Below are 20,429 nucleotides of genomic sequence, written 5' to 3'. Positions count from 1 at the left end.
TCAGTCACTCCTGGCACAATGAGCAGCAGCATCGTGCCCGCATGTCATCCAGCCTCGTCGGAGGAAGTCCCCCATGGCCACCGAGAAGATCAAGAAGATCGTCATCTGGGTGGCGTTCGCGTTCCTCCTCTACGCGATCTTCACCAACCCGGAAAAGTCCGCCGGCGTCGTGCACTCCATTTGGGAGCTGCTGGCGAGCGGTGTGTCGAATATGGGCCGCTTCTTCAGGTCCATCGTCAACGGGTAGTCAGTGACCGACCTGATCGACCGGCACGGTGCCGAAGCGTTCGCGCCGATCCTGGTCGACGACGAGCGGCTCGTGCTCGTCCTGCGCCAGCACTGGATGCGGTTGCTCGGCACCGGATTCGCGTGGTTCGTCGCGCTCGTGCTCACCATCTGGATCGGCGTCGTCACTCCGGAGTCCCTTGGTTTCTGGTCCGATCTGGCCTGGTGGGTGCTGTTCGCGATGGCGCTGTATGCCGTGGTCGTCGTCCTCAACTGGCGCCACGACTGGTTCGTCGCGACCGACAAACGACTGATGCTGCGCTACGGCCTGGTTTTCCGGCGCACCGCGATGATGCCGCTCGGCAAGGTCACCGACATGTCCTTCGACAAGCCGCCGGTCGGGCGTGCCTTCGGTTTCGGCTCTTTCGTGCTGGAGAGCGCCGGCCAGGATCAGGCATTGCGCGAGATCACCTACATCCCGCACGCGGACGCGGCATACCGCCGGATCTGCGAGGAACTCTTCGGCTCGCCCGACCCGCGCCCGCATCCGGTGCAGATGGAGGCGGTCGGCCGAGCGAAGGGGCGCCGGTTCACCCCCGAGGGGGCGACCGCGCCGAGCGATGGTCGGGACGACACCGACGTGCCGCTGATGACCCTCGGCAGCTACCTCGACAGGGCGCTGCCGAACTCCGGCGGGCGGATGCGCCGGCGGGTACTGCGCGGACCGGCACCGGCCGACCCGCCGCCAGCTGCGGACGATGCCGACAAAGAGCCGGAGGACGGGCCCTTCGACAGCCCCTGGATCGTCAGCCACGAGGACAGCTCCCCACCACAACAGGTGCGGCGGGAGCGCGAGGAGGACTGACCGTCATACTTGCTCGTGATCCACGACAGACAGCAGGAGAGCGAGCTATGACCGTCCGGCCCATCACGATCATCGGGCACAAGGCGCTGCACCAGCCGACCAAGCGGGTCAAGGAGATCACCGACGACATCCGCACGCTGGTGGCCGACATGTTCGAGACGATGGAGGCCGCGAAGGGCGTCGGCCTGGCAGCCAATCAGGTGGGTGTGCGGCACCGGCTGTTCGTGATGGATTGTCCGACCGAGGACGACGGCGACGACAACGTGCGTGCGGCGATCATCAACCCCGTGCTCGAGCGTGGGCCGGTGCCGGTGGGCGAGCCGCCGGAGGAGGACGGTGCCGAGGGCTGCCTGTCGGTGCCTGGCGAACACTTCCCGACCGCGCGCGCTCACTGGGCGCGGGTGACCGGCCTCGACCTGGACGGCAACCCGATCGTCGTCGAGGGCACCGGCCTCATCGCCCGCTGCCTGCAGCATGAGACCGACCACCTCGACGGCAAGCTCTATCTCGACCGGCTCACCCCGACCCAGCGCACGATCTCGCGCCAGGCGGTCAAGGAGCGCGGCTGGGAGGCCGCCCACATCACCAAATGGGATCCCGCGACCCAGACTGCGGACAAGGTCTGACATGCGCGCCGAGCCGATCGCCGCACCGCACGCCTTCCATGCCGAGGGGCCGGTCTGGTTCACCGAATGGGGCGGGCTGAAGTATGTCGACCTGCTCGCCGGTGACGTCTTGACCGTGCGAGACGACGGTGGCGTCGATCGGGTGCATGTCGGCACGATCGCCGCCGCGATCCGGCCGCGTGGTGGGGGCGGGGCCATCGTCGCGCTCGAGCGTGGGATCGCCCTGTCGGACGACTACTCGCTGCGCGAACTGCGCACTCTGCCGCCGCTGTGGGACGACACATCGGTGCGGTTCAACGACGGCGGCTGTGACCCGGCCGGCAACTTCTGGGTCGGTTCGATGGCCTACGACCAGCGCACCGGCGGCGGCACCCTGTGGCAGGTCACGCCCGACGCGACGTCGACGCCGCGGGTCACCGATGTGACGATCTCCAATGGCATCGGCTGGTCGCCGGACGGGCGCACCGCGTTCTACATCGACACTCCGACGCGCACCATCTGGGCCTTCGACTGGTCGCCGGAGACCGGTCTCACCGGGCGGCGCCCCTGGGTGCGGCTGGACGACTCGGTCAAGGGATCGCCCGACGGTTTGTGGGTCGATGCCGAAGGCGGCGTGTGGGTCGCGCTCTACGGCGGCTCGGCCGTGCACCGCTACGACTCCGGTGGCGTGCTGAGCGAGGTGGTCGACTTACCGTGCACCAATGTCACCGCCTGCACCTTCGGCGACCGGGATAACCAGACCCTCTTCATCACCACCTCACGCGAGGGCCTGGCGCCCTATGACCAGCCGCTCGCGGGCGCCGTATTCTCTTGTCGCCCAGGCGTTTACGGTATGCCGACCCTTCCGTTCGCGGGCTAACCCACCCCACCCCCGACCCGGTGGTTGAGTAAGGCGCGAGCTTGCGAGCGCCGCATCGAAACCGGTTGAGCGCCGCCCTGAGCGAGCGATGGCCTGAGCGAGCGCAGCGAGTCGAAGGGTAAGGCGCGAGCTTGCGAGCGCCGCATCGAAACCAAGACGCCCTGCGCTCAGCGGTCGAGCGTCAACTCCTTGGCCCGGGCGTACTGCGTGCGCAGCCGCTCTACCACGGATCGCGCATCCACTGGGGCGGCATACTCCTGCGCTCCGTCGACGGCCCACGTCGGCGGCTCCGGCTGGCCCGACAGCACCCAGGCGGCCTGACGCGCCATACCGAGAGCGACATACTCGGCTTCGGCCGGGACGGTCACGGTGCTGCCGAACACCGAGGGGGCGACCTGCCGGACAGCCGCCGACCGCGCGCCCCCACCGATCAGCGACACGCGGTCGACGATCGTGCCCTGAGCGACCATCGCGTCCAGGCCATCGGCCAGCGCGAGCAGCATCCCCTCGACCGCGGCCCGGGCCAGGTGCTGCGGCGTCGAGGTCGCCAGGGTCAGGCCGTGGACTGCTCCGGTCGCGTGCGGTTTGTTCGGCGTGCGCTCGCCCTCCAGATAGGGCACCAACACCAACCCGTCCGCCCCGGACGGAGCGGCCAGCGCGAGTGCCGACAGCCGGTCGTGGTCGACGCCGAGGAGCGCTCCGGCGGCGTCGAGCACCCGCGCCGCGTTGAGCGTGACCGCGAGAGGGAGGAACTGCCCGGTGGCGTCGGCGAATCCGGCCACCGAGCCGGAGGGATCAGCGGCCGGCCTGCGGCTGATGGCTGAGACCACACCGGAGGTGCCGATGGAAATGGCGACATCACCGGCCGTCATCCCCAGACCAAGGGCGGCCGCCGCGTTGTCACCGCCACCCGGGCCGACCAGCGCGCTCGAATTCCCTTGGTAGGCAAGGGTTCCGCCGGCTTCTGCGAGTCCGAGGACGGTCGGCACTGCCACCTGGCGGCCGAGCGCGCGCTCGAGGAGATCCACGCGGTACTCCCCCGACACCGGTGACCAATAGCCGGTGCCGGAGGCGTCCGATCGGTCGGTGAACAGGCTGTCCAGCGACGCCGCGCCGGTGAGCTTCCAGCTCAGCCAGTCGTGCGGCAGCGCGACCGCCGCGACCTTGGCGGCGTTGTCCGGCTCGTGCTCGGCCAACCAGCGCAGTTTGGTGACCGTCAGCGACGCCGGGGGCACCGTCCCGATCACCTCGGCCCAGAACTGCGCTCCCAACTCGTCGACGAGATCGGCGGCGGCGCCGGCGGAGCTGGTGTCATTCCACAGCATCGCCGGGCGCACCACCTGCCCGCGCTCGTCGAGCGCGACCATCCCGTGCTGCTGCCCACCGACACTGATCGCCTCGACGTCATCAAGTCCGCCGGCAGCAGCGATCGCCTCCTGCAGGGCCGACCACCACGCCGATGGATCCACCTGGGTGCCATCGGGATGCCCGGCCCGTCCCTCGCGGACGATCCGCCCGGTCTCGGCGTCACAGATGACCACCTTGCAGGACTGGGTGGACGAATCCACACCGGCGACCAGCGGCATACCCGACTCCCTTCCGCCTGCCTCAGCGAGCGCCGAGCGCGTGCTCGACCGCGAGCTGGTTGAGCTTGACGAAGGCGTAGTGCCGCTCGCCCAGCGCGTCGGCGTCCACCTGCTCGAAGGCCGACTCGTCGGCCAGCAGGTCCGCGAGGGTCTCCCCTTCCCCGAGGGTCGGCTGAGCCAGGTCGAGTATGCCGCTCGCCTCCCAGGCGGCCGTGACCTCCGGGTCAGCGCGGTATGCCGCCGCCCGCTCCTTGAGCAGCAGGTAGGTGGACATATTCGCCGCGGCGGATTCCCACACACCGTCGATCCCTTCGGTGCGTGACGGCTTGTAGTCGAAATGCCGGGGGCCGTCATACCGCGGGCCACCGTTGGGGAAACCGTTCTCGATCAGGTCGACGGTGAAGAACGCCGACAGCAGGTCGCCGTGACCGAAGACCAGGTCCTGGTCGTACTTGATCGAGCGCTGCCCATTGAGGTCGATGTGGAACAGCTTGCCTTGCCACAACGCCTGCGCGATCCCGGTCGTGTAGTTCAGGCCGGCCATCTGCTCGTGCCCGGTCTCGGGGTTGACGCCGACGATGTCGCCGTGGTCGAGCCGGGCGATGAAGGCGAGAGCGTGACCGACCGTGGGCAAGAAGATGTCGCCGCGCGGTTCGTTGGGCTTGGGCTCGATCGCGATCCGCAGCCCGTAGCCCTTCTCCTTGATGTATGCCGCCACCGTGTCCACGCCTTCGGCGTAGCGGTCGAGTGCGGCGTTGACGTCCTTGGCGCCGTCATACTCCGCCCCTTCGCGGCCACCCCACATGACGAAGGTCTGAGCGCCGAGTTCGGCGGCCAGGTCGACATTGCGCAGCACCTTGCGCAAGCCGTAGCGCCGCACCTGGCGGTCATTGCTGGTGAACGCGCCGTCCTTGAAGATCGGGTGGCTGAAGGTGTTGGTGGTGATCATCGGGACGACGAGCCCGGTCTCCTTGAGCATCGCGGTGAAGTCCGCAACGATCCGGTCGCGCTCAGCGGCCGAAGCGCCGAAGGGCACCAGGTCGTCGTCGTGGAAGGTCACGCCATACGCCCCGAGCTCGGCGAGGGTGCGAGCCGACTCGATCGGGTCCAGGTGCGGACGGGTGGCGTCGCCGAATTGGTCACGAGCCTCCCAGCCGACGGTCCACAGGCCGAAGGAGAATTTGTCGTCCGCAGTAGGCTTCTTCGCCGGATTGGTGGTCATTCGGGCTCCATCTCGTGGTCGCGCCAATGTGTTGCGCCGGATTTGTTCGTCCGATAAACATATGGTGACGCCGACGAGAGGGTCAAGAGTGCCGAACCGCGTGGACCGGGCCGCCGGACCAGCTCGCCCCACCACCGCGCGCACCGCCGTGCGCCAGGCGTCGCTGCGCGAACACAACCTGTCCCTTGTGCTGCGCGCGGTGCTGGAATCGCCGCAACCGCCCACCCGCGCCCGCATCTCCGCCGACCTCGGACTGACCCGGGCCACGGTCTCCGGCCTGGTCGATCTGCTGATCGAGGCGCAACTCATCGAAGAGCTCGCGCCCGTCGTGGTCAGGGGTGCCGGCCGGCCCGGCGTTCCGCTGACCGCCACGACCGCCCGAGCCGTCGCCATCGGCGTCGAGGTGCAGGTCGACCAGATCACCGTCGGCATCACCGACATCGGCGGCCGGAGCATCGTCGATCAGACGGTGGCCGGCAACTTCCGGCACAGCGATCCCGCGGCCGTGGTCGAGGTCGTGCACAACCTGGCCACACCACTGCTCGACAACGTCCGCCATAAGGGCGCTCGACTGCTGGGCGCGGGCTTCTCGGTCCCCGGCCTCATCCGGCGCGGCAGCGGCGAGGTGCGCTTCGCGCCCAACCTGCACTGGGATTCGGTCGACCTGATCCGGATGATCGCCGACCGCCCGCAGTGGAACGACCTGCACTACTGCCTGGGCAATGACGCCGACGTCAGCGCCGTTGCCGAGTCGTGGGCCAGGGCCACGGCGCGCGGGCGCCCGACCACGAGCGAGAGCTTCATCTATCTGTCCGGTGGTGTCGGCATCGGCGGGTCGATGATCATTCAGGGCCAACTCTTGGAGGGCCAGCACGGCTGGAGCGGCGAGATCGGGCACATGTGCGTCGATCCCGCGGGGCCGCCCTGCACCTGTGGCGCGCGCGGCTGTCTGGAGCAGTTCGCGGGCCGCGACGCGATCTTCCGGGCCGCCGGCCTCGACCTGACCGACGAGCTGCCGGCCCTGATCGCCGCCCTCGAGGCCGGCGATCCGGCCGCGCGCACCGCCATCGACAACGCGGCGAGCACGCTGGGCATCGCGCTGGCCAATGCCATCAACCTGCTGGACGTCGATCGCGTCGTGATCGGTGGATTCCTCGAGGTGCTGCACCCTTACCTGCGTCGTGGGATCGAGCGCGAGCTGTTCACCCGGGTCGTCGCCTCCCGGTGGAGCCCGTTGCTCGTCGAAGCCGGTCAGCTCGGCGGCCGCGCCTCGGTGACCGGCGCTGCCCGCCTCGTCATCGACCAGGTGATCGCCGACCCGACGGGCTGGCTGTCGGCGTCCTGACCCGAGCCACGCTTGGGCGCCAGAACATTCTGCGCTCGCCCTCTTGCCTGTGACTGTGCTCACATAATATGTTCACTGGCACAACAAATAGGCCCGACGGCCTGTGGCGCTGCTCCGACGCAGCCGGAGAAAGGGACCCGCATGACCCGGAAGTTGACCTCGCTGATCGCCGCAGGAGGCGCCGCCGCCCTGATGTTCACCACGGCGGCGTGCAGCAGCAGCCGCGACGGCGGTGGCAGTGGCGCCGGCACCAACGCGAGCGGCGGGAGTGGCGGCGCGACGATCAGCAAGAGCTCCCTCATCGGCATCTCGATGCCGACCAAGAGCCTCGAGCGGTGGAACCGAGACGGTGCCAACCTGGTCCAGAAGCTGAAGTCGATGGGCTACACCAAGACGAGCCTGCAGTATGCCGACAACAAGACCGAGCAGCAGAGCAGCCAGATCCAGAACATGATCAACCAGGGCGCCAAGATCCTGGTCATCGCCGCGGTCGACGGCACCGCGCTCACTCCGGTGCTGCAGACGGCGGCCAACAAGGGCGTGAAGGTCATCGCCTACGACCGGCTGATCAACGGCAGCAAGAATGTCGACTACTACGCGACCTTCGACAACTACAAGGTCGGCCAGCTGCAGGGCAACTTCATCAAGAGCAAGATCGGCAGCACGAAGGTCAACCTGGAGGCCTTCGCCGGATCGCCCGACGACAACAACGCCAAGTTCTTCTTCTCCGGCGCCTGGGATGTGCTCAACCCGCTGATCAAGTCCGGCCAGATCACCGTGCCGTCCAAGAAGGCCCCGGCGACCAACGACGGCTGGAAGTCCATCGGCATCCAGGGTTGGACCTCGGACGCGGCGCAGAGCGAGATGCAAAACCGTCTCAACTCGTTCTACGGCGGCGGCAAGAAGGTGAATGTCGTTCTCTCCCCGAACGATTCGCTGGCCCTGGGTATCGCGCAGGCCCTCGCGGCGGCGGGCTACAAGCCCGGCGCGTCATACCCCGTGCTGACCGGGCAGGACGCCGACTTGGCGAACGTCAAGAACATCATCGCGGGCAAGCAGTCGATGACCGTCTGGAAGGACACCCGCGCTCTCGGCAACGAGGTCGCCAAGATGGTCGACCAGATCGCCACCGGCGCGAAGGTGGACGTCAACGACGAGAAGACCTACAACAACGGCATCAAGGTGGTTCCGACCTATCTGTTGGCGCCGGTCGTCGTCACCAAGGACGACATCAAGGCCAAGCTCGTCGACTCCGGCTTCTACCAGGCCTCCGAGCTGGGTCTGTGAGCACGGCGATCGCGTGGAGCCCTGCGGCGCCGCGGCCCGGTCGGCCTCCACGCGATCGTCCGGCTCGATGGATGGAAGGAATGTCCGCCAGATGAAGGACACGAGCGCGCCGACCGGGGACACGATCCTGGAGATGCTCAACATCACCAAGACCTTTCCCGGAGTGAAGGCGCTGAGCGATGTCACCTTCCGGGTGCGTCGCGGCGAGGTGCACGCGATCTGCGGGGAGAACGGTGCCGGCAAGTCGACCTTGATGAAGGTGCTGTCCGGCGTCTACCCGCATGGGTCGTATGACGGGGACATCCGCTTCGACGGACGCCCGGCGCACTTCAAGGGCATTCGCGACAGCGAGGCCGAAGGCATTGTCATCATCCACCAGGAGCTGGCGTTGTCCCCGCATCTGTCGATCGCGGAGAACATCTTCCTCGGCAACGAGCGGGCCACGCGGGGCGTCATCAACTGGCACCGCACCAACAGCGAGGCCACCAAGCTGCTGCGCCGCGTGGGGCTGAAGGACGGCCCGGACACCAAGATCAACGACATCGGCGTCGGCAAGCAGCAGCTGGTCGAGATCGCCAAGGCGCTGTCCAAGGACGTCAAGCTGCTCATCCTCGACGAGCCGACCGCGGCCCTCAACGATGACGACAGCGCACACCTGCTCGGCCTCATCCGCAATCTGCGCGACGAGGGCATCACCTGCATCATCATCAGCCACAAGCTCAACGAGATCGCGGCGATCGCCGACTCGACGACTGTGATCCGTGATGGGTTGACGATCGAGACCCTGGACATGCACCGCAACCCGCCGGTGACCGAGGACGAGATCATCCGGCTGATGGTGGGTCGCAGCCTCGACCACCGCTATCCCGACCACCAGCCCAACACCGGCGGTGCCGAGGTGCTGCGCCTGCAGGACTGGACCGTGCACTCGCCGCTGGACCCGGGCCGCACGGTCGTCGACCGAGCGAATATCACCGTGCACGCCGGTGAGATCGTCGGCATCGCCGGCCTCATGGGTGCCGGACGCACCGAACTGGCGATGAGTGTCTTCGGCAAGACCTATGGGTCCCGAATCTCCGGGCAGGTCTATATCGAGGGCAAACCGGTGCGCATCAACAACGTCACGGATGCGATCAAGGCGGGCCTGGCCTACGCCTCGGAGGACCGAAAACGCTACGGGCTCAACCTGATCGACGACATCAAGCACAACACCACGGCCGCGGCGTTACGCAAGATCAGCCGCAGCGTCGGGGTCGTCAACCAGGCGGGCGAATACCAGATCGCCGAGGACTACCGGCGCAAGCTGAACACCAAGACGCCCACCGTCGACGTCGGCGTCGGCAAGCTGTCCGGCGGCAACCAGCAGAAGGTCGTCCTCGCCCGGTGGATGTTCACCGATCCGAAGGTGCTGATCCTGGACGAGCCCACGCGCGGCATCGACGTCGGCGCGAAGTACGAGATCTACACCCACATCAATGCCCTGGCCGATGCCGGCAAGGGCGTGCTGGTCATCTCCTCCGAGCTGCCCGAACTGCTCGGAATCTGCGACCGCATCTATGCCCTGTCCCAGGGCCGCATCACCGGTGAGGTGTCGCGGGCCGACGCTACCCAGGAACGACTCATGCACTACATGACCATGGAGAAGGAGACGGCGGCCCGATGAGCGAGACTCCCGTCCCGGCCGGCGCGACCGGCGTAGGCCTCACCAAGCTCACCCCGGGCGCCGATCCGGGTGACCGCGGTGACACCGACCGGATCAAGAAGGGCAACCTTCGCGAGTACGGCATCATCGGCGCGCTGATCGCGATCATCCTGCTGTTCGAGGTGTTGACCGGCGGCAAGCTGCTGCAACCGGACAATGTCTCCAGCCTGATCCAGCAGAACGCCTACGTGATGATCCTGGCGATCGGCATGGTGATGGTGATCGTCGCGGGCCATATCGACCTGTCGGTCGGCTCGGTCGTCGCGTTCATCGGCGGCGTCCTCGCCATCGCGATGATGGACTGGAAGTTGCCCTGGCTACTCGCGGTGCTCATCGGCATCGCGCTGGGCGCCGTCATCGGAGCGTGGCAGGGCTTCTGGGTCGCGTATGTCGGGGTGCCCGCCTTCATCGTCACCCTCGCCGGAATGCTGATCTTCCGTGGTCTGACGATCGTGATCATCGGCGAGACCATCGGTGGACTGCCGGACGGCTTCCAGCAGATCTCCAATGGCGGCATCCTCGGCTGGCTGGGCTACCTCGGCCAGATCGACGTGTTCACCTTGCTGCTCGGCGTGGTGGCCGCGATCGGTTATGTGCTCAGTCAGTTCCGCACGCGTGCCACGCTGCGCAAGCACGACCTGATGCTCGAACCCGCTGGCGCCTTCTACGGCAAGCTGGTCGTGGTGACGGCCCTGGTGCTGTTCTTCTCCTGGGTGCTGTCCCGCTCGGCCATCGGCACGCCATACGTCTTGATCATCGTCGGCATCCTGATCGCGGCCTACACCTTCCTCATGGGCCGCACGATCTTCGGTCGCCATATCTATGCGATCGGCGGCAATGTGCACGCGGCTGTGCTCTCCGGCGTCAACGTCAAGAAGGTCAACTTCTGGATCTTCGTGAACATGGGAGTGCTCGCCGCGATCGCGGCCGCGGTGACCACCTCGCGCGCCGGTGCCGGCGTCGCGGCAGCCGGCACCAACTACGAGTTGGACGCGATCGCCGCCTGCTTCATCGGTGGCACCGCGGTCACCGGCGGCGTCGGCAAGGTCTCGGGCGCAATCATCGGTGCGCTGATCATGGGCGTGCTGAACATGGGCCTGTCGATCATGGCGGTCGACCCGGCCTGGCAGCAGGCGATCAAGGGTCTGGTGCTGCTCGCCGCCGTCGCGTTCGACCTGATCAACAAGCGACGCGTGACCAGCTGACCCTCGGCGGTGCTGGTCAGCAATTCCGCACCAGCGAGCTGCCACGGCCGCGATCGTATGCCGCCTCCTCCGCTCGCCAACCAGCGTCGGTCGGCGATTTCGTCTGGATCGGGTGACCGGGTAGACTCCTCAGTCGTTGCCCACGCGGGCAGCAAGCACCCGTAGCTCAACGGATAGAGCATCTGACTACGGATCAGAAGGTTTGGGGTTCGAATCCCTACGGGTGCGCGTACTGAGTTGAGACAGTGCACGAAAGGCTCCGACCGATGGGTCGGGGCCTTTCGCATATGCTCGGCATCGACCCACACCAGCGTCCGCATCCGCGCACCACCGCTCGTGCGCACCTGCGGACACACCGCGCCCAGCGCACACCAGCGTCCGCACCCGCGCAGCAGCGCTCGTGCGCATCTGCGGACACGCGCAGCTAGCCGGCGTCCGCCGCGGCAAGGAAGGCGTCGATCTCCGCGCTCGTCGGCGCCGTCGTCGGACCCTTGCGGGTCACCTTGATCGCGCCACCCGCATTAGCCCGGCGGCAGGCCGCCACCCACTCCACGCCGCGCGCCCGCGACGCGAGCAACACCCCGGTGTGGGTGTCGCCGGCACCGTTGGTGTCGACCGCGCGCTGCGGGAAGCCCGCCACCTCGGTCAGCTCACCGGCCACCAACACGACGCAGCCGCGCTCGCCATCGCGCACCACGACCACCGCATCGGCAGGCAGGCGAGACGCCACCGCTCGCGCCGAGGCCGCCCAGTCGGTCTCACCCGTCAGCGCCGTTGCCTCGTCGGTGTTGGAGGTCCACACCGTTGTCCGAGCGAGAATGGCCTCAACCACCTCGGCCGGCAGACTCGCGAAAACATCCCCCGGGTCCAGCACCACCTCGACACCGCGCGGCAACCCAATCAGCCACTCCTGCAACGGTTTTCGCGTCGGATCCAACAACGTGTAACCGCTCACGCAGACCAGGTCACCCGCGACCGGAGCCGACGTCCCCAGCGATGCCGGAGTGATCTGCCGCTCGGCGCCACGCGTCGTCACGAAGGTCCGCTCCGCGCTCGGCTCGACCATGACGACACAGATCCCCGTGTCGACATCGGGCACCGCAGGGCTGGACAACGCGATGCGTTCGGCGGCCAGCACCGATCGGATCAGGTCCCCGTTCGCTCCCGTGCCGACCGACCCGGCGTGCACCGCGGCGGCACCGTTGCGTGCCGCGGCCAGCAGGATGGTCACCGCTCCCCCGGCATACCGGTGATAGGACGACGCCATCGCGTTCCCGCCCCGCTCCGGCAGCGCCGCGATCTCGACGACCTCGTCGACTAAGGCCTGCGCGGTGTGGATCACCCGTGGCTGGCTCATGCGCGAAAGAACTCCTGTATGACGGCGTAGCCCTCACGCTCATACAGCGCTCGCGCTCGCGGATTGGTGCCAAACACGTTGAGCGACAACAGATTCACGCCACGAGCAGCCATCTCCGCCGCACCGAGGCGCAGCATCTGGGTGCCATAACCGCCGCCCCGCAGGGACGCGTTCACCTCGATGTCATAGATGAAGCCGCGCGCCGGGCGCTGCTGGATCCACAGCACGCCGACCTCCTGCTCCCCCTCGTGCGCGGTCCACAACAGCATCCCCTCGGTCGCGACACCATCGGGCAGCAAGTCGGCGGTCTGTCGCTGCGCATCCGCTTGTGCCGCAGCGCGATTCGGGTAGCGCCCGGTGCCGAAGATCGAGCCCGCATAGTGCTCGATCATCCCAGCCGACCACTCGGCATACCGCTCGGCAGTCATCGGCCGCAGCGCGACGCCACCCGATGAGGCAGCAGACGATGACACCTCAAGCGTCATGTTCGTCGAGACGAGTTCGCCACACAGCGCGTCGTGCACCCACGAGGTCAGCGCATCCCCCCGCAATCGCCGATAGCTCAACGGCCGCGGCAACGCAGCGACCGCCGACTCGACCGCCTCCGGTGGCATGTCGAGCGCACCGAGCACCGCACCATGCGGGCGGGCACCCCACCAGACCCACCCGCCCGAGCCGGGCACCCGGCATACCTGCGAGTCGGCGGGCAGCGGGTCCGGCACCTCCGCCGACACCATCTGCTCGATCTCCGCAGGGAGGTAGTCCCCCGTCGCCGCGAGACCGGAGCGCAGGCAGGCGACGACCTTCGGGCGCCAGGCAGCCGGATCGGTCACCGGTTCGAGCACAGCCCACTCTCCTTCGCTTCCACTGACCGGCATTCTGCTGCAGACCAGCGACGTCCGCACGGCACAATGAAGCCCGTGAATCTGCGCGAAGCCGTGATCTGCGAACCCGTCCGCACCCCGATCGGCCGGTATGGCGGTGTCCTCAAGGAGGTCTCCGCTGCCGAGCTCGGCGCCACCGTCGTGCGCGGCATCCTCGATCGCACCGGCCTCGACCCGATGCTCATCGAGGACATCGTGGTCGGCCACGGCAATGGCACCGCGGATGCTCCCGCGCTCGGCCGGGTCATCGGCCTCGATGCGGGGCTGCCGATCGAGGTGCCCGGCTACCACCTCGACCGCCGCTGTGGCTCCGGGCTGCAGGCGGTCATCAACGCGGCGATGGCGGTGCAGACCGGCGCGCAAGACCTCGTCCTCGCCGGTGGCGTGGAGTCGATGAGCAATGCAGTCTTCTATTCCGGCGATATGCGTTGGGGCGCAAGCAGATCCGGCGTCACCATGCACGACCAGCTCGCTCGCGGACGGGTCACCGCGGGCGGCAAGAACTACCCCGTGCCCGGCGGCATGATCGAGACGGCCGAGAACCTGCGCCGCGAGCACAGCATCAGCCGCGAGGACCAGGACGCACTCGCCGTCGAGTCGCACCGCCGCGCCGTCGAGGCCCAACGCTCGGGTGCCTTCGCGCAGGAGATCGTCCCGGTGACGATCAACACCCGCAAGGGCGAGGTCGTCGTCGACACCGACGAGCACCCGCGCGCGGACACCACGCTCGAGTCGCTCGCCGCGCTCAAGCCGATCATGGCCAAGCAAGACCCCGAAGCAACCGTCACCGCCGGCAACGCCAGCGGTCAAAACGACGCCGCCGCTCTCGCAATCGTCACCACTCCCGAGGTCGCCGAGCGCGAAGGCCTCACTCCTCTCGTGCGGCTCGCCGGCTGGGCCGTTGCCGGGGTCGCGCCCGCGACCATGGGCATCGGTCCGGTGCCGGCCACCGCCAAGGTGCTTGAGAGCCTCGGACTCACCCTCGCCGACATGGACCTGATCGAGCTCAACGAGGCCTTCGCAGCCCAGGCCCTGTCGGTGATGAAGGTCTGGGGGTTCACCGACGCGGACCGCGAGCGCACCAATGTGCTCGGCTCCGGCATCTCCCTCGGACACCCGATCGGCGCGACCGGCGGCCGGATGCTCGCCACCCTTGCGCGCCAGTTGCACGCCCGCGGCGGACGTTTCGGCCTCGAAACGATGTGTATCGGCGGCGGGCAAGGTCTGGCGGCGGTGTTCGAGCGTTTAGGTTGAGTCCTATGCCGAGCTGGAGAGGTCGAGGAATCAACCCCACGTGGGTGCTGTCACCGCGCGCACCCTCGGCACCCGAGCACGCCCTGCAACCCTCGCGCGAGGAGCCCGAACGTCCTGCCGAGGCCACCGTCGTCGAGCGCGCGATCTATCGCGACGGCCGCAAGCTGGAGAACCCGCACACCATCCGCGAGGCGATCCGCCGGCTCACCGACGAGAAGGTCCACGACACCCGCACGATGGCCTGGATCGGGATGGCGCATCCCAACGCCCGGCAGATCCAGGAGATGGCGCACACCTTCGACCTGCACCCGCTGGCGGTCGAGGACGCGATCGTCGCCCACCAGCGACCCAAGATCGAGCGCTATGGCAACACCCTGTTCGTCGTGCTGCGCGCCGCGGCCTACGACGATGCGACCGAGACGGTCAACTTCGGCGAGATCCACCTGTTCGTCGGCCCCGACTTCGTGGTCACCGTGCGGCACAGCGACCAGCCCGAGCTGCGCCCCGTGCGCCAGCGGCTGGAGGCCGACCCCGATCTGCTCGCCCTCGGGCCGGAGGCCGTCCTGTATGGCGTGCTCGACCACATCGTCGATGGTTACGCGCCGGTGGTCGCTGGTCTGGAGAACGACATCGACGAGATCGAGACCCAGGTCTTCGAGTCCGACCCGCAGGTGTCCCGGCGCATCTACGAGCTGTCGCGCGAGGTGATGGAGCTGCAGCGCGCCACCCGTCCGGTGAAGGTCATCATCGACTCGCTCACCCACGGCTTCGAGAAATACGGCACGGCCGAGGAGTTGCAGAACAACCTGCGCGATGTGGCCGACCACGCTGAGAGCGTCGTCGAGCGCGTGGACGGCTTCCGGCAGGCGCTGACCGACATACTCACCCTCAACGCGACCTTGGTCGCGCAGACCCAGAACGAGGAGATGAAGCGGATGGCCGAGCTCGCCCACGTGCAGGGCGAGCAGGTCAAGAAGGCGTCCTCCTGGGCGGCCATCTTGTTCACCCCGACCGTCATCGCCGGCATCTACGGCATGAACTTCGAGCGTATGCCGGAGCTCGCCTGGCGCTACGGCTATGGGTTCGCGCTGCTGCTGATGTTCACCGTCTCGACCACGATGTACATCGTCTTCCGCCGCAAGAACTGGCTCTAAATCCCACGACATCCAGCGCGCGCGAATGTTCGCTAATGTGCGATTCGCGTGGTCCACGTTGTCTTGACGTCAAACGATCTGCCAACCCGACAACCCCTCGCCATGGATGTGATCCAGGTCACAATCCGCTCCCGCCGCTCGGTTCGTAGCCTGCCGACACCCCGGCGTACGTTCGATGGGTCGCCCGTCGCCCGGGCGGGACCACCGGCCGAGCGCGAGCCGCCCCGGTGGGACACGAGCCATCTGCAGCGAGGTCCGCATCCATGACCACTGACACCACTGTTGCCCCGGCCGAGGCCGGCACCACCCACGAGGGACTGGCCGCCTGGGTCGCCGAGGTCGCGGCGATGACGACGCCGGACCGGATCCACTGGGTGACGGGGTCGGACGAGGAATGGAAGGAACTCACCGACAAGCTCGTCGAGGCGGGCACCTTCACCCGGTTGGACGAGGCCAAGAAGCCCAACAGCTTCTATGCCGCCTCCTCCCCGCAGGATGTCGCGCGGGTCGAGGACCGCACCTTCATCTGCAGCCGCGAGGAGAAGGACTCCGGCCCCACCAACAACTGGATGGACCCGGAGAAGATGAAGGACCTCATGCGCGGGCTGTATGCCGGCTGCATGAAGGGCCGCACGATGTACGTCATCCCGTTCGTGATGGGACACCTCGAGGCCGAGAAGCCGATGTTCGGCGTCGAGATCACCGACAGCGAGTATGTCGTGGTCTCGATGCGGGTCATGGCGCGCACCGGCCGCAAGGTGCTCGACCGGATCGAGGAACTCGGCGACGCCGCCAACTACGTGCCCGCCCTGCACTCGCTCGGCGCCCCGCTGGGCGACGGCGAGCAGGATGTCGCCTGGCCGTGCAATGAGGAGAAGTACATCGTGCAGTTCCCCGAGGAGCGCACGATCTGGAGCTACGGCTCCGGCTACGGCGGCAACGCGCTGCTCGGCAAGAAGTGCTACAGCCTGCGGATCGCCTCGGTGATGGCCCGCGACGAGGGCTGGCTGGCCGAGCACATGCTGATCCTCAAGCTCATCTCGCCCGAGCAGCAGGTCTACTACGTCGCCGCTGCCTTCCCCAGCGCCTGCGGCAAGACCAACCTGGCGATGCTCGAGCCGACCATCCCCGGCTGGAAGGTCGAGACGCTCGGCGACGACATCGCCTGGATGCGCTTCGGCAAGGACGGCCGGCTGTATGCCGTCAACCCCGAGTTCGGCTTCTTCGGGGTGGCCCCGGGCACCAACGAGCACACCAACCCCAACGCGATGAAGACCATCAACAAGGGCAACTCGGTCTTCACCAATGTGGCGCTCACCGACGACGGCGACGTGTGGTGGGAGGGCCTGGAGAACCCGCCGGCGCACGCCACCTCGTGGAAGGGCGAGGACTGGACGCCGGACTCCGAGGAGCTCTCGTCGCACCCGAACAGCCGCTACTGCACCCCGATCGAGCAGTGCGACATCCTCGCCGAGGAGTATGCCGACCCGGCGGGCGTGCCGATCTCGGCGATCCTGTTCGGTGGCCGCCGCAAGACGACGGTGCCGCTGGTGACCGAATCGCGCGACTGGACCCATGGCACCTTCATGGGCGCGACGCTCTCCTCCGAGACGACCGCAGCCGCGACCGGTCAGGTCGGCGTGGTGCGCCGCGACCCGATGGCGATGCTGCCGTTCATCGGTTACAACGCCGGTGACTACTTCCAGCACTGGATCAACATCGGCAAGGACGCCGACGCGACCAAGCTGCCGCGCATCTTCTATGTCAACTGGTTCCGCCGGGACGACGAGGGTGACTTCCTGTGGCCGGGCTTCGGCGAGAACAGCCGGGTGCTCAAGTGGGTCATCGAGCGCCTCGAGGGCAAGGCCGCCGCGGTCGAGACCCCGATCGGCCACGTGCCGACCCCGGAGTCGCTCGACATCGAGGGGCTGGACATGACGCCCGAGCAGGTCCAGGCCGCGCTCAAGGTCGACCCCGAGGAGTGGAAGGCCGAGATCCCGCAGATCGAGGAGTGGTTCGCCAAATTCGGCGACCAGCTGCCGACCCAGCTGCAGATCGAACTCGACACCCTCAAGTCGCGCCTCGGTCTCTGACCCCACCGAAGCGGCGCCCCGGGACCAACACGGACCCGGGGCGCCGCTGTCAGCCGGCCGAGGTGGCGTAGGCGCGCCCCTGCTCGCGGTCCAGGATCGTCTCGCGTTTGTTCTTCAGCACGAAGATGTAGACCAGCAGCGACGCCGCGACACAGGCCGTGACATAGCCGATGAAACCCGTGACATGACCGCCCTTCTTGGCCGCCTCGTAGATCACCGGTGCGGTGCCGCCGAAGGCCGAGTTGGCGAGCGCGTAGCCGACGCCGACACCGAGCGCGCGCACCCGCGCAGGGAACAGCTCGGCCTTCACGATCGCGTTGATCGAGGTGTAGCCGGTGAGGATCACGTAGCTGATCGCGAGCATCCCGAAGGACGCCATCGGCGTGTGGATCTTCGGCAGATAGGTCACCACGACGTAGGTCCAGACCAGAGCGCAGACACCGAAGTAGATCAACAGCGGCTTGCGGCCGATCTTGTCGCTGATCAGCCCGCCGATCGGTTGCAGCGCCATCAGCAGGATGAGCGCCGACAGGTTGACCCAACTGGAGGTGAGGCCTTGCCCCTTGTAGGCCGCCTTGACCGTCGCCGGGCCGTTCACGCTGTAGACGTAGAACGCGATCGTGCCACCCATGGTGACCAGGAAGCAGATGAGCAGCGCCTTGGGATAGGTGGTGAGCAACGTCCGCAGCGAACCCGATTGACGGTCGACGCTCTCCAGCGCTTCCTTCGACAGTGACTCATCCATCGTCGAGCGCAACCAGAACACCGTCACCGCCGCGAGGCCGCCGAGGGCGAACGCGATCCGCCAGCCGAAGGAGCTCATCTGCTGGTCGTCGAGGAACACCTGCAGGATCAGCAGGGTCAGCTGGGCGAGCGCGTGGCCGCCGACCAGCGTGACGTATTGGAAGGAGGAGAAGAAGCCGCGCCGCTCTCGGGTGGCGGCCTCGGACATGTAGGTCGCCGATGTGCCGTATTCACCGCCGGTGGCGAAGCCCTGCACCAATCGGCACAACACCAGCAGCACGATGGCGAGGCCGCCGATGGCGTCGTGCGTCGGGGTCAGCGCGATGACCGTGGACGCGAGCGCCATCAGCGACACACTGAACACGAGGGCGGGGCGGCGGCCGCGGCGGTCGGCATACCGCCCGAAGAACCACGAACCCACCGGCCGCATCACGAAGGTGACCGCGAAGATCGCCATCGTGTAGACGGTCGCGTTGGGTTCGTCGCCACCGAAGAAGGTCGGTTCGAAGTAGGTGGCGAACACCGTGTAGACGTAAACGTCGTACCACTCGACCAGGTTGCCGGACGAGCCCTTCAAGGTGTTGAGGACAGCCCGGCGGGTGGAGGTCGCGGACAGCTCCGGTCGGTCGTAGGTGACGGCACTCATAGCTGGTCAATCTAGGACCCGGCCGCCGGTCGGGGCGAGGCCTCGCCGACCGAGGGCGCGAAAAACTCCTGCCTCGGTCGGGCAACCTTTCGGGCCGGCATACGTCCTGACAGCATGAGCACGCACACCCTGCGGCACGGAAGGAGGGCGGACACCACCGTGTCGTCCCAGGTTGATCTGGCCGAGCTCTACCGCGAGCACCAGCTGCCGATGGTCCGGCTGGCGCGGTTGCTCGTCGACGACCTGGCAAGCGCCGAGGATGTGGTGCAGGACGCCTTCCTCGGTCTGCACCGCAATGCCGGGGGTCTGCGTGACCCGCAGGCGGCCCTGGGTTATCTGCGCCGGTCGGTCATTAACAACGCCCGCTCCGCGCTGCGCCATCGCCGCACGGTCCGAGCCCACCTCAAGGTCGCCGAGCCCGACCTCGGTCCGCCTGCGGACGCGCCCGTGCTGCTCGCCGAGGAGCACAGCCAGGTGCTGCAGGCGGTCCGCGCGCTGCCGCCACGGCAGCGCGAGGTGCTGGTCCTGCGCTATTGGTCCGAGCTCACCGAGGCGCAGATCGCCGATGCGCTCGGCATCCGCCCCGGCACCGTGAAATCTCAAGCGAGCCGCGCTCTCGACGCGCTCGCCCGTGTCCTGGAGGAGCAGGTATGACGCACGAAGACCTCGAGCAGCGGTTGCGGTCGGCGTTCGCCGCCCAGGCCGATGAGGTGACCCCGAACTCCCTCGATCAGCGCAAGCAGCGTGACACCCTTTTCGCGCTGCAGCGGCGCCCGCAGTCCGGCCGGCGCCGCGCGCTCGCCGCCGGCGTGGCCGCGGTCGCCGCCGCGGGCATCGCCGGCACCGCGGTGGCCCTGAGCGGCGGTGGACCGGTCGGCAATGCCGCACTCGGCTCGCCGAGCTCCACGGCCGGCGGCGGCAACACCCCGGACTGGGCCTCGATGAAGGTGCAGCCCTCCAGCCCCTCGCCCACCACCGTCGGCAAGTTGTCGGTCACCGGGCCGGAGTCGGCGACCGGCAAGGGCCCGCTCGCCAAGGCGACGATGACCCCGCAGTTCGCGATGACCGGCAAACAGCTCACGGTCACCGTGACGCTCGATGACCCACAGGGACAGAAGGTGCAGTTCGTGCAGGTCATGGTCGACCCGGACACGAGCGGGATGATGACGCCGAACAACATCCAGCGGTGCATGACTCAGTCCACCAAGCAGGGCCTCAAGGTCACGCTGAAGCAGCCCCCGGTGACCATCGAGGACCCCGGCACGCACGTGCTGCGCATCGTCGCCCGCGTCTGCGGCAGCGAACCCACGCCCTATGAGGTGGTCTGGAATGGCACGGTCAACGCGCGCTGACCGCCTCGACGGCGGCGCCCCGG

General features: G+C 67.8%; 18 protein-coding genes and 1 tRNA gene. 14 read left to right on the top strand and 5 right to left on the bottom strand.

Annotated features, from left to right (window positions below):
• Positions 1-73: 73 nt before the first annotated feature.
• From G9U51_RS13390 to G9U51_RS13375, 4 genes are read left to right on the top strand one after another with little or no spacing between them, the layout of a single operon-like run.
• Positions 74-247, top strand: coding sequence for a hypothetical protein (locus G9U51_RS13390; protein WP_166197431.1), 174 nt, complete (start codon positions 74-76; stop codon positions 245-247).
• A 3-nt stretch (positions 248-250) separates the two neighbouring features.
• Positions 251-1,090 carry a PH domain-containing protein gene (locus tag G9U51_RS13385; protein ID WP_166197430.1) on the top strand — a complete coding sequence of 280 codons (840 nt, stop codon included), beginning with the start codon at positions 251-253 and terminating at the stop codon, positions 1,088-1,090.
• Between the two features lie 47 nt (positions 1,091-1,137).
• Positions 1,138-1,716: a peptide deformylase gene (def, locus tag G9U51_RS13380; RefSeq protein ID WP_166197429.1), complete on the top strand. Its 579-nt coding sequence runs from the start codon at positions 1,138-1,140 to the stop codon at positions 1,714-1,716.
• 1 nt (position 1,717) lies between these two features.
• Positions 1,718-2,575, top strand: coding sequence for an SMP-30/gluconolactonase/LRE family protein (locus G9U51_RS13375; protein ID WP_166197428.1), 858 nt, complete (start codon positions 1,718-1,720; stop codon positions 2,573-2,575).
• A 167-nt stretch (positions 2,576-2,742) separates the two neighbouring features.
• On the opposite strand, the gene xylB is transcribed toward G9U51_RS13375, so the two are convergent.
• Together xylB and xylA are read right to left on the bottom strand one after the other, a co-directional pair.
• Positions 2,743-4,161, bottom strand: a complete 1,419-nt coding sequence (gene xylB / locus G9U51_RS13370) for a xylulokinase (protein ID WP_166197427.1) — start codon at positions 4,159-4,161, stop codon at positions 2,743-2,745.
• A 22-nt stretch (positions 4,162-4,183) separates the two neighbouring features.
• Positions 4,184-5,383 (bottom strand): xylose isomerase, encoded by a 1,200-nt coding sequence (xylA, locus tag G9U51_RS13365; RefSeq protein WP_166197426.1) that lies wholly within the window; start codon positions 5,381-5,383, stop codon positions 4,184-4,186.
• An 88-nt stretch (positions 5,384-5,471) separates the two neighbouring features.
• Here xylA and G9U51_RS13360 point away from each other — a divergent pair, with 88 nt between their 5' ends.
• From G9U51_RS13360 to G9U51_RS13340, 5 genes are all read left to right on the top strand, one after another.
• Complete coding sequence (locus G9U51_RS13360) at positions 5,472-6,728, top strand: ROK family transcriptional regulator (protein WP_166197425.1); 1,257 nt, start codon at positions 5,472-5,474, stop codon at positions 6,726-6,728.
• Positions 6,729-6,869: 141 nt separating this feature from the next.
• The gene (locus G9U51_RS13355) at positions 6,870-8,015 is read left to right on the top strand and encodes a substrate-binding domain-containing protein (protein ID WP_235946105.1); all 1,146 of its coding nucleotides are present in this window, start codon (positions 6,870-6,872) and stop codon (positions 8,013-8,015) included.
• 91 nt (positions 8,016-8,106) lie between these two features.
• The gene (gene mmsA / locus G9U51_RS13350) at positions 8,107-9,678 is read left to right on the top strand and encodes a multiple monosaccharide ABC transporter ATP-binding protein (protein ID WP_166197424.1); all 1,572 of its coding nucleotides are present in this window, start codon (positions 8,107-8,109) and stop codon (positions 9,676-9,678) included.
• Complete coding sequence (mmsB, locus tag G9U51_RS13345) at positions 9,675-10,922, top strand: multiple monosaccharide ABC transporter permease (RefSeq protein WP_166197423.1); 1,248 nt, start codon at positions 9,675-9,677, stop codon at positions 10,920-10,922. The genes mmsA and mmsB overlap by 4 nt, the downstream gene beginning before the upstream one ends.
• A 155-nt stretch (positions 10,923-11,077) precedes the next feature.
• A tRNA-Arg gene (locus G9U51_RS13340) sits at positions 11,078-11,150 on the top strand.
• Between the two features lie 196 nt (positions 11,151-11,346).
• Here G9U51_RS13340 and G9U51_RS13335 read toward each other — a convergent pair.
• Both G9U51_RS13335 and G9U51_RS17905 read right to left on the bottom strand, forming a co-directional pair.
• Positions 11,347-12,279, bottom strand: a complete 933-nt coding sequence (locus G9U51_RS13335; protein WP_166197422.1) for a PfkB family carbohydrate kinase — start codon at positions 12,277-12,279, stop codon at positions 11,347-11,349.
• Positions 12,276-13,124 (bottom strand): GNAT family N-acetyltransferase, encoded by an 849-nt coding sequence (locus G9U51_RS17905; protein ID WP_166197421.1) that lies wholly within the window; start codon positions 13,122-13,124, stop codon positions 12,276-12,278. The genes G9U51_RS13335 and G9U51_RS17905 overlap by 4 nt, the downstream gene beginning before the upstream one ends.
• A gap of 66 nt (positions 13,125-13,190) precedes the next feature.
• On the opposite strand from G9U51_RS17905, the gene G9U51_RS13325 reads away from it, so the two are divergent.
• The 3 genes from G9U51_RS13325 to G9U51_RS13315 all read left to right on the top strand — a co-directional run bounded on the left by G9U51_RS13325 (position 13,191) and on the right by G9U51_RS13315 (position 17,664).
• Positions 13,191-14,417 carry an acetyl-CoA C-acetyltransferase gene (locus G9U51_RS13325; protein ID WP_217361288.1) on the top strand — a complete coding sequence of 409 codons (1,227 nt, stop codon included), beginning with the start codon at positions 13,191-13,193 and terminating at the stop codon, positions 14,415-14,417.
• A gap of 5 nt (positions 14,418-14,422) precedes the next feature.
• Entirely contained in the window at positions 14,423-15,571 is a 1,149-nt protein-coding gene (corA, locus tag G9U51_RS13320; protein WP_166197420.1) for a magnesium/cobalt transporter CorA, read from the top strand.
• Between the two features lie 263 nt (positions 15,572-15,834).
• Positions 15,835-17,664, top strand: coding sequence for a phosphoenolpyruvate carboxykinase (GTP) (locus G9U51_RS13315; RefSeq protein WP_166197419.1), 1,830 nt, complete (start codon positions 15,835-15,837; stop codon positions 17,662-17,664).
• 49 nt (positions 17,665-17,713) lie between these two features.
• Here G9U51_RS13315 and G9U51_RS13310 read toward each other — a convergent pair whose 3' ends face one another.
• On the bottom strand, positions 17,714-19,054 hold the full coding sequence (locus G9U51_RS13310; RefSeq protein ID WP_166197418.1) for an MFS transporter: 1,341 nt from the start codon (positions 19,052-19,054) through the stop codon (positions 17,714-17,716).
• Positions 19,055-19,168: 114 nt separating this feature from the next.
• Between G9U51_RS13310 and G9U51_RS13305 the strand changes: the two genes are divergently transcribed.
• Both G9U51_RS13305 and G9U51_RS13300 read left to right on the top strand, forming a co-directional pair.
• Positions 19,169-19,708 carry an RNA polymerase sigma factor gene (locus G9U51_RS13305; RefSeq protein ID WP_166197417.1) on the top strand — a complete coding sequence of 180 codons (540 nt, stop codon included), beginning with the start codon at positions 19,169-19,171 and terminating at the stop codon, positions 19,706-19,708.
• Positions 19,705-20,406, top strand: coding sequence for a hypothetical protein (locus G9U51_RS13300; protein WP_166197416.1), 702 nt, complete (start codon positions 19,705-19,707; stop codon positions 20,404-20,406). The genes G9U51_RS13305 and G9U51_RS13300 overlap by 4 nt, the downstream gene beginning before the upstream one ends.
• The last annotated feature ends 23 nt before the right edge of the window (positions 20,407-20,429 follow it).

This window comes from Metallococcus carri (assembly GCF_011440275.1).
GTDB lineage: Bacteria > Actinomycetota > Actinomycetes > Actinomycetales > Dermatophilaceae > Metallococcus > Metallococcus carri.
The sequence above is the reverse complement of the archived record's forward strand: the minus strand, read 5'-3'. Positions and strand labels throughout refer to the sequence as shown.

Excerpts from the sequence above, each read along its gene's own strand:
- G9U51_RS13375 (WP_166197428.1), top strand. The coding sequence starts at position 1,718 with ATGCGCGCCGAGCCGATCGCCGCACCGCACGCCTTCCATGCCGAGGGG.
- G9U51_RS13300 (WP_166197416.1), top strand. The coding sequence starts at position 19,705 with ATGACGCACGAAGACCTCGAGCAGCGGTTGCGGTCGGCGTTCGCCGCC.
- G9U51_RS13390 (WP_166197431.1), top strand. The coding sequence starts at position 74 with ATGGCCACCGAGAAGATCAAGAAGATCGTCATCTGGGTGGCGTTCGCG.
- mmsB (WP_166197423.1), top strand. The coding sequence starts at position 9,675 with ATGAGCGAGACTCCCGTCCCGGCCGGCGCGACCGGCGTAGGCCTCACC.
- G9U51_RS13325 (WP_217361288.1), top strand. The coding sequence starts at position 13,191 with ATGAAGCCCGTGAATCTGCGCGAAGCCGTGATCTGCGAACCCGTCCGC.
- G9U51_RS13305 (WP_166197417.1), top strand. The coding sequence starts at position 19,169 with ATGAGCACGCACACCCTGCGGCACGGAAGGAGGGCGGACACCACCGTG.
- G9U51_RS13315 (WP_166197419.1), top strand. The coding sequence starts at position 15,835 with ATGACCACTGACACCACTGTTGCCCCGGCCGAGGCCGGCACCACCCAC.
- G9U51_RS13310 (WP_166197418.1), bottom strand. The coding sequence starts at position 19,054 with ATGAGTGCCGTCACCTACGACCGACCGGAGCTGTCCGCGACCTCCACC.
- def (WP_166197429.1), top strand. The coding sequence starts at position 1,138 with ATGACCGTCCGGCCCATCACGATCATCGGGCACAAGGCGCTGCACCAG.
- corA (WP_166197420.1), top strand. The coding sequence starts at position 14,423 with ATGCCGAGCTGGAGAGGTCGAGGAATCAACCCCACGTGGGTGCTGTCA.
- xylA (WP_166197426.1), bottom strand. The coding sequence starts at position 5,383 with ATGACCACCAATCCGGCGAAGAAGCCTACTGCGGACGACAAATTCTCC.
- mmsA (WP_166197424.1), top strand. The coding sequence starts at position 8,107 with ATGAAGGACACGAGCGCGCCGACCGGGGACACGATCCTGGAGATGCTC.
- G9U51_RS13335 (WP_166197422.1), bottom strand. The coding sequence starts at position 12,279 with ATGAGCCAGCCACGGGTGATCCACACCGCGCAGGCCTTAGTCGACGAG.
- G9U51_RS13355 (WP_235946105.1), top strand. The coding sequence starts at position 6,870 with ATGACCCGGAAGTTGACCTCGCTGATCGCCGCAGGAGGCGCCGCCGCC.
- xylB (WP_166197427.1), bottom strand. The coding sequence starts at position 4,161 with ATGCCGCTGGTCGCCGGTGTGGATTCGTCCACCCAGTCCTGCAAGGTG.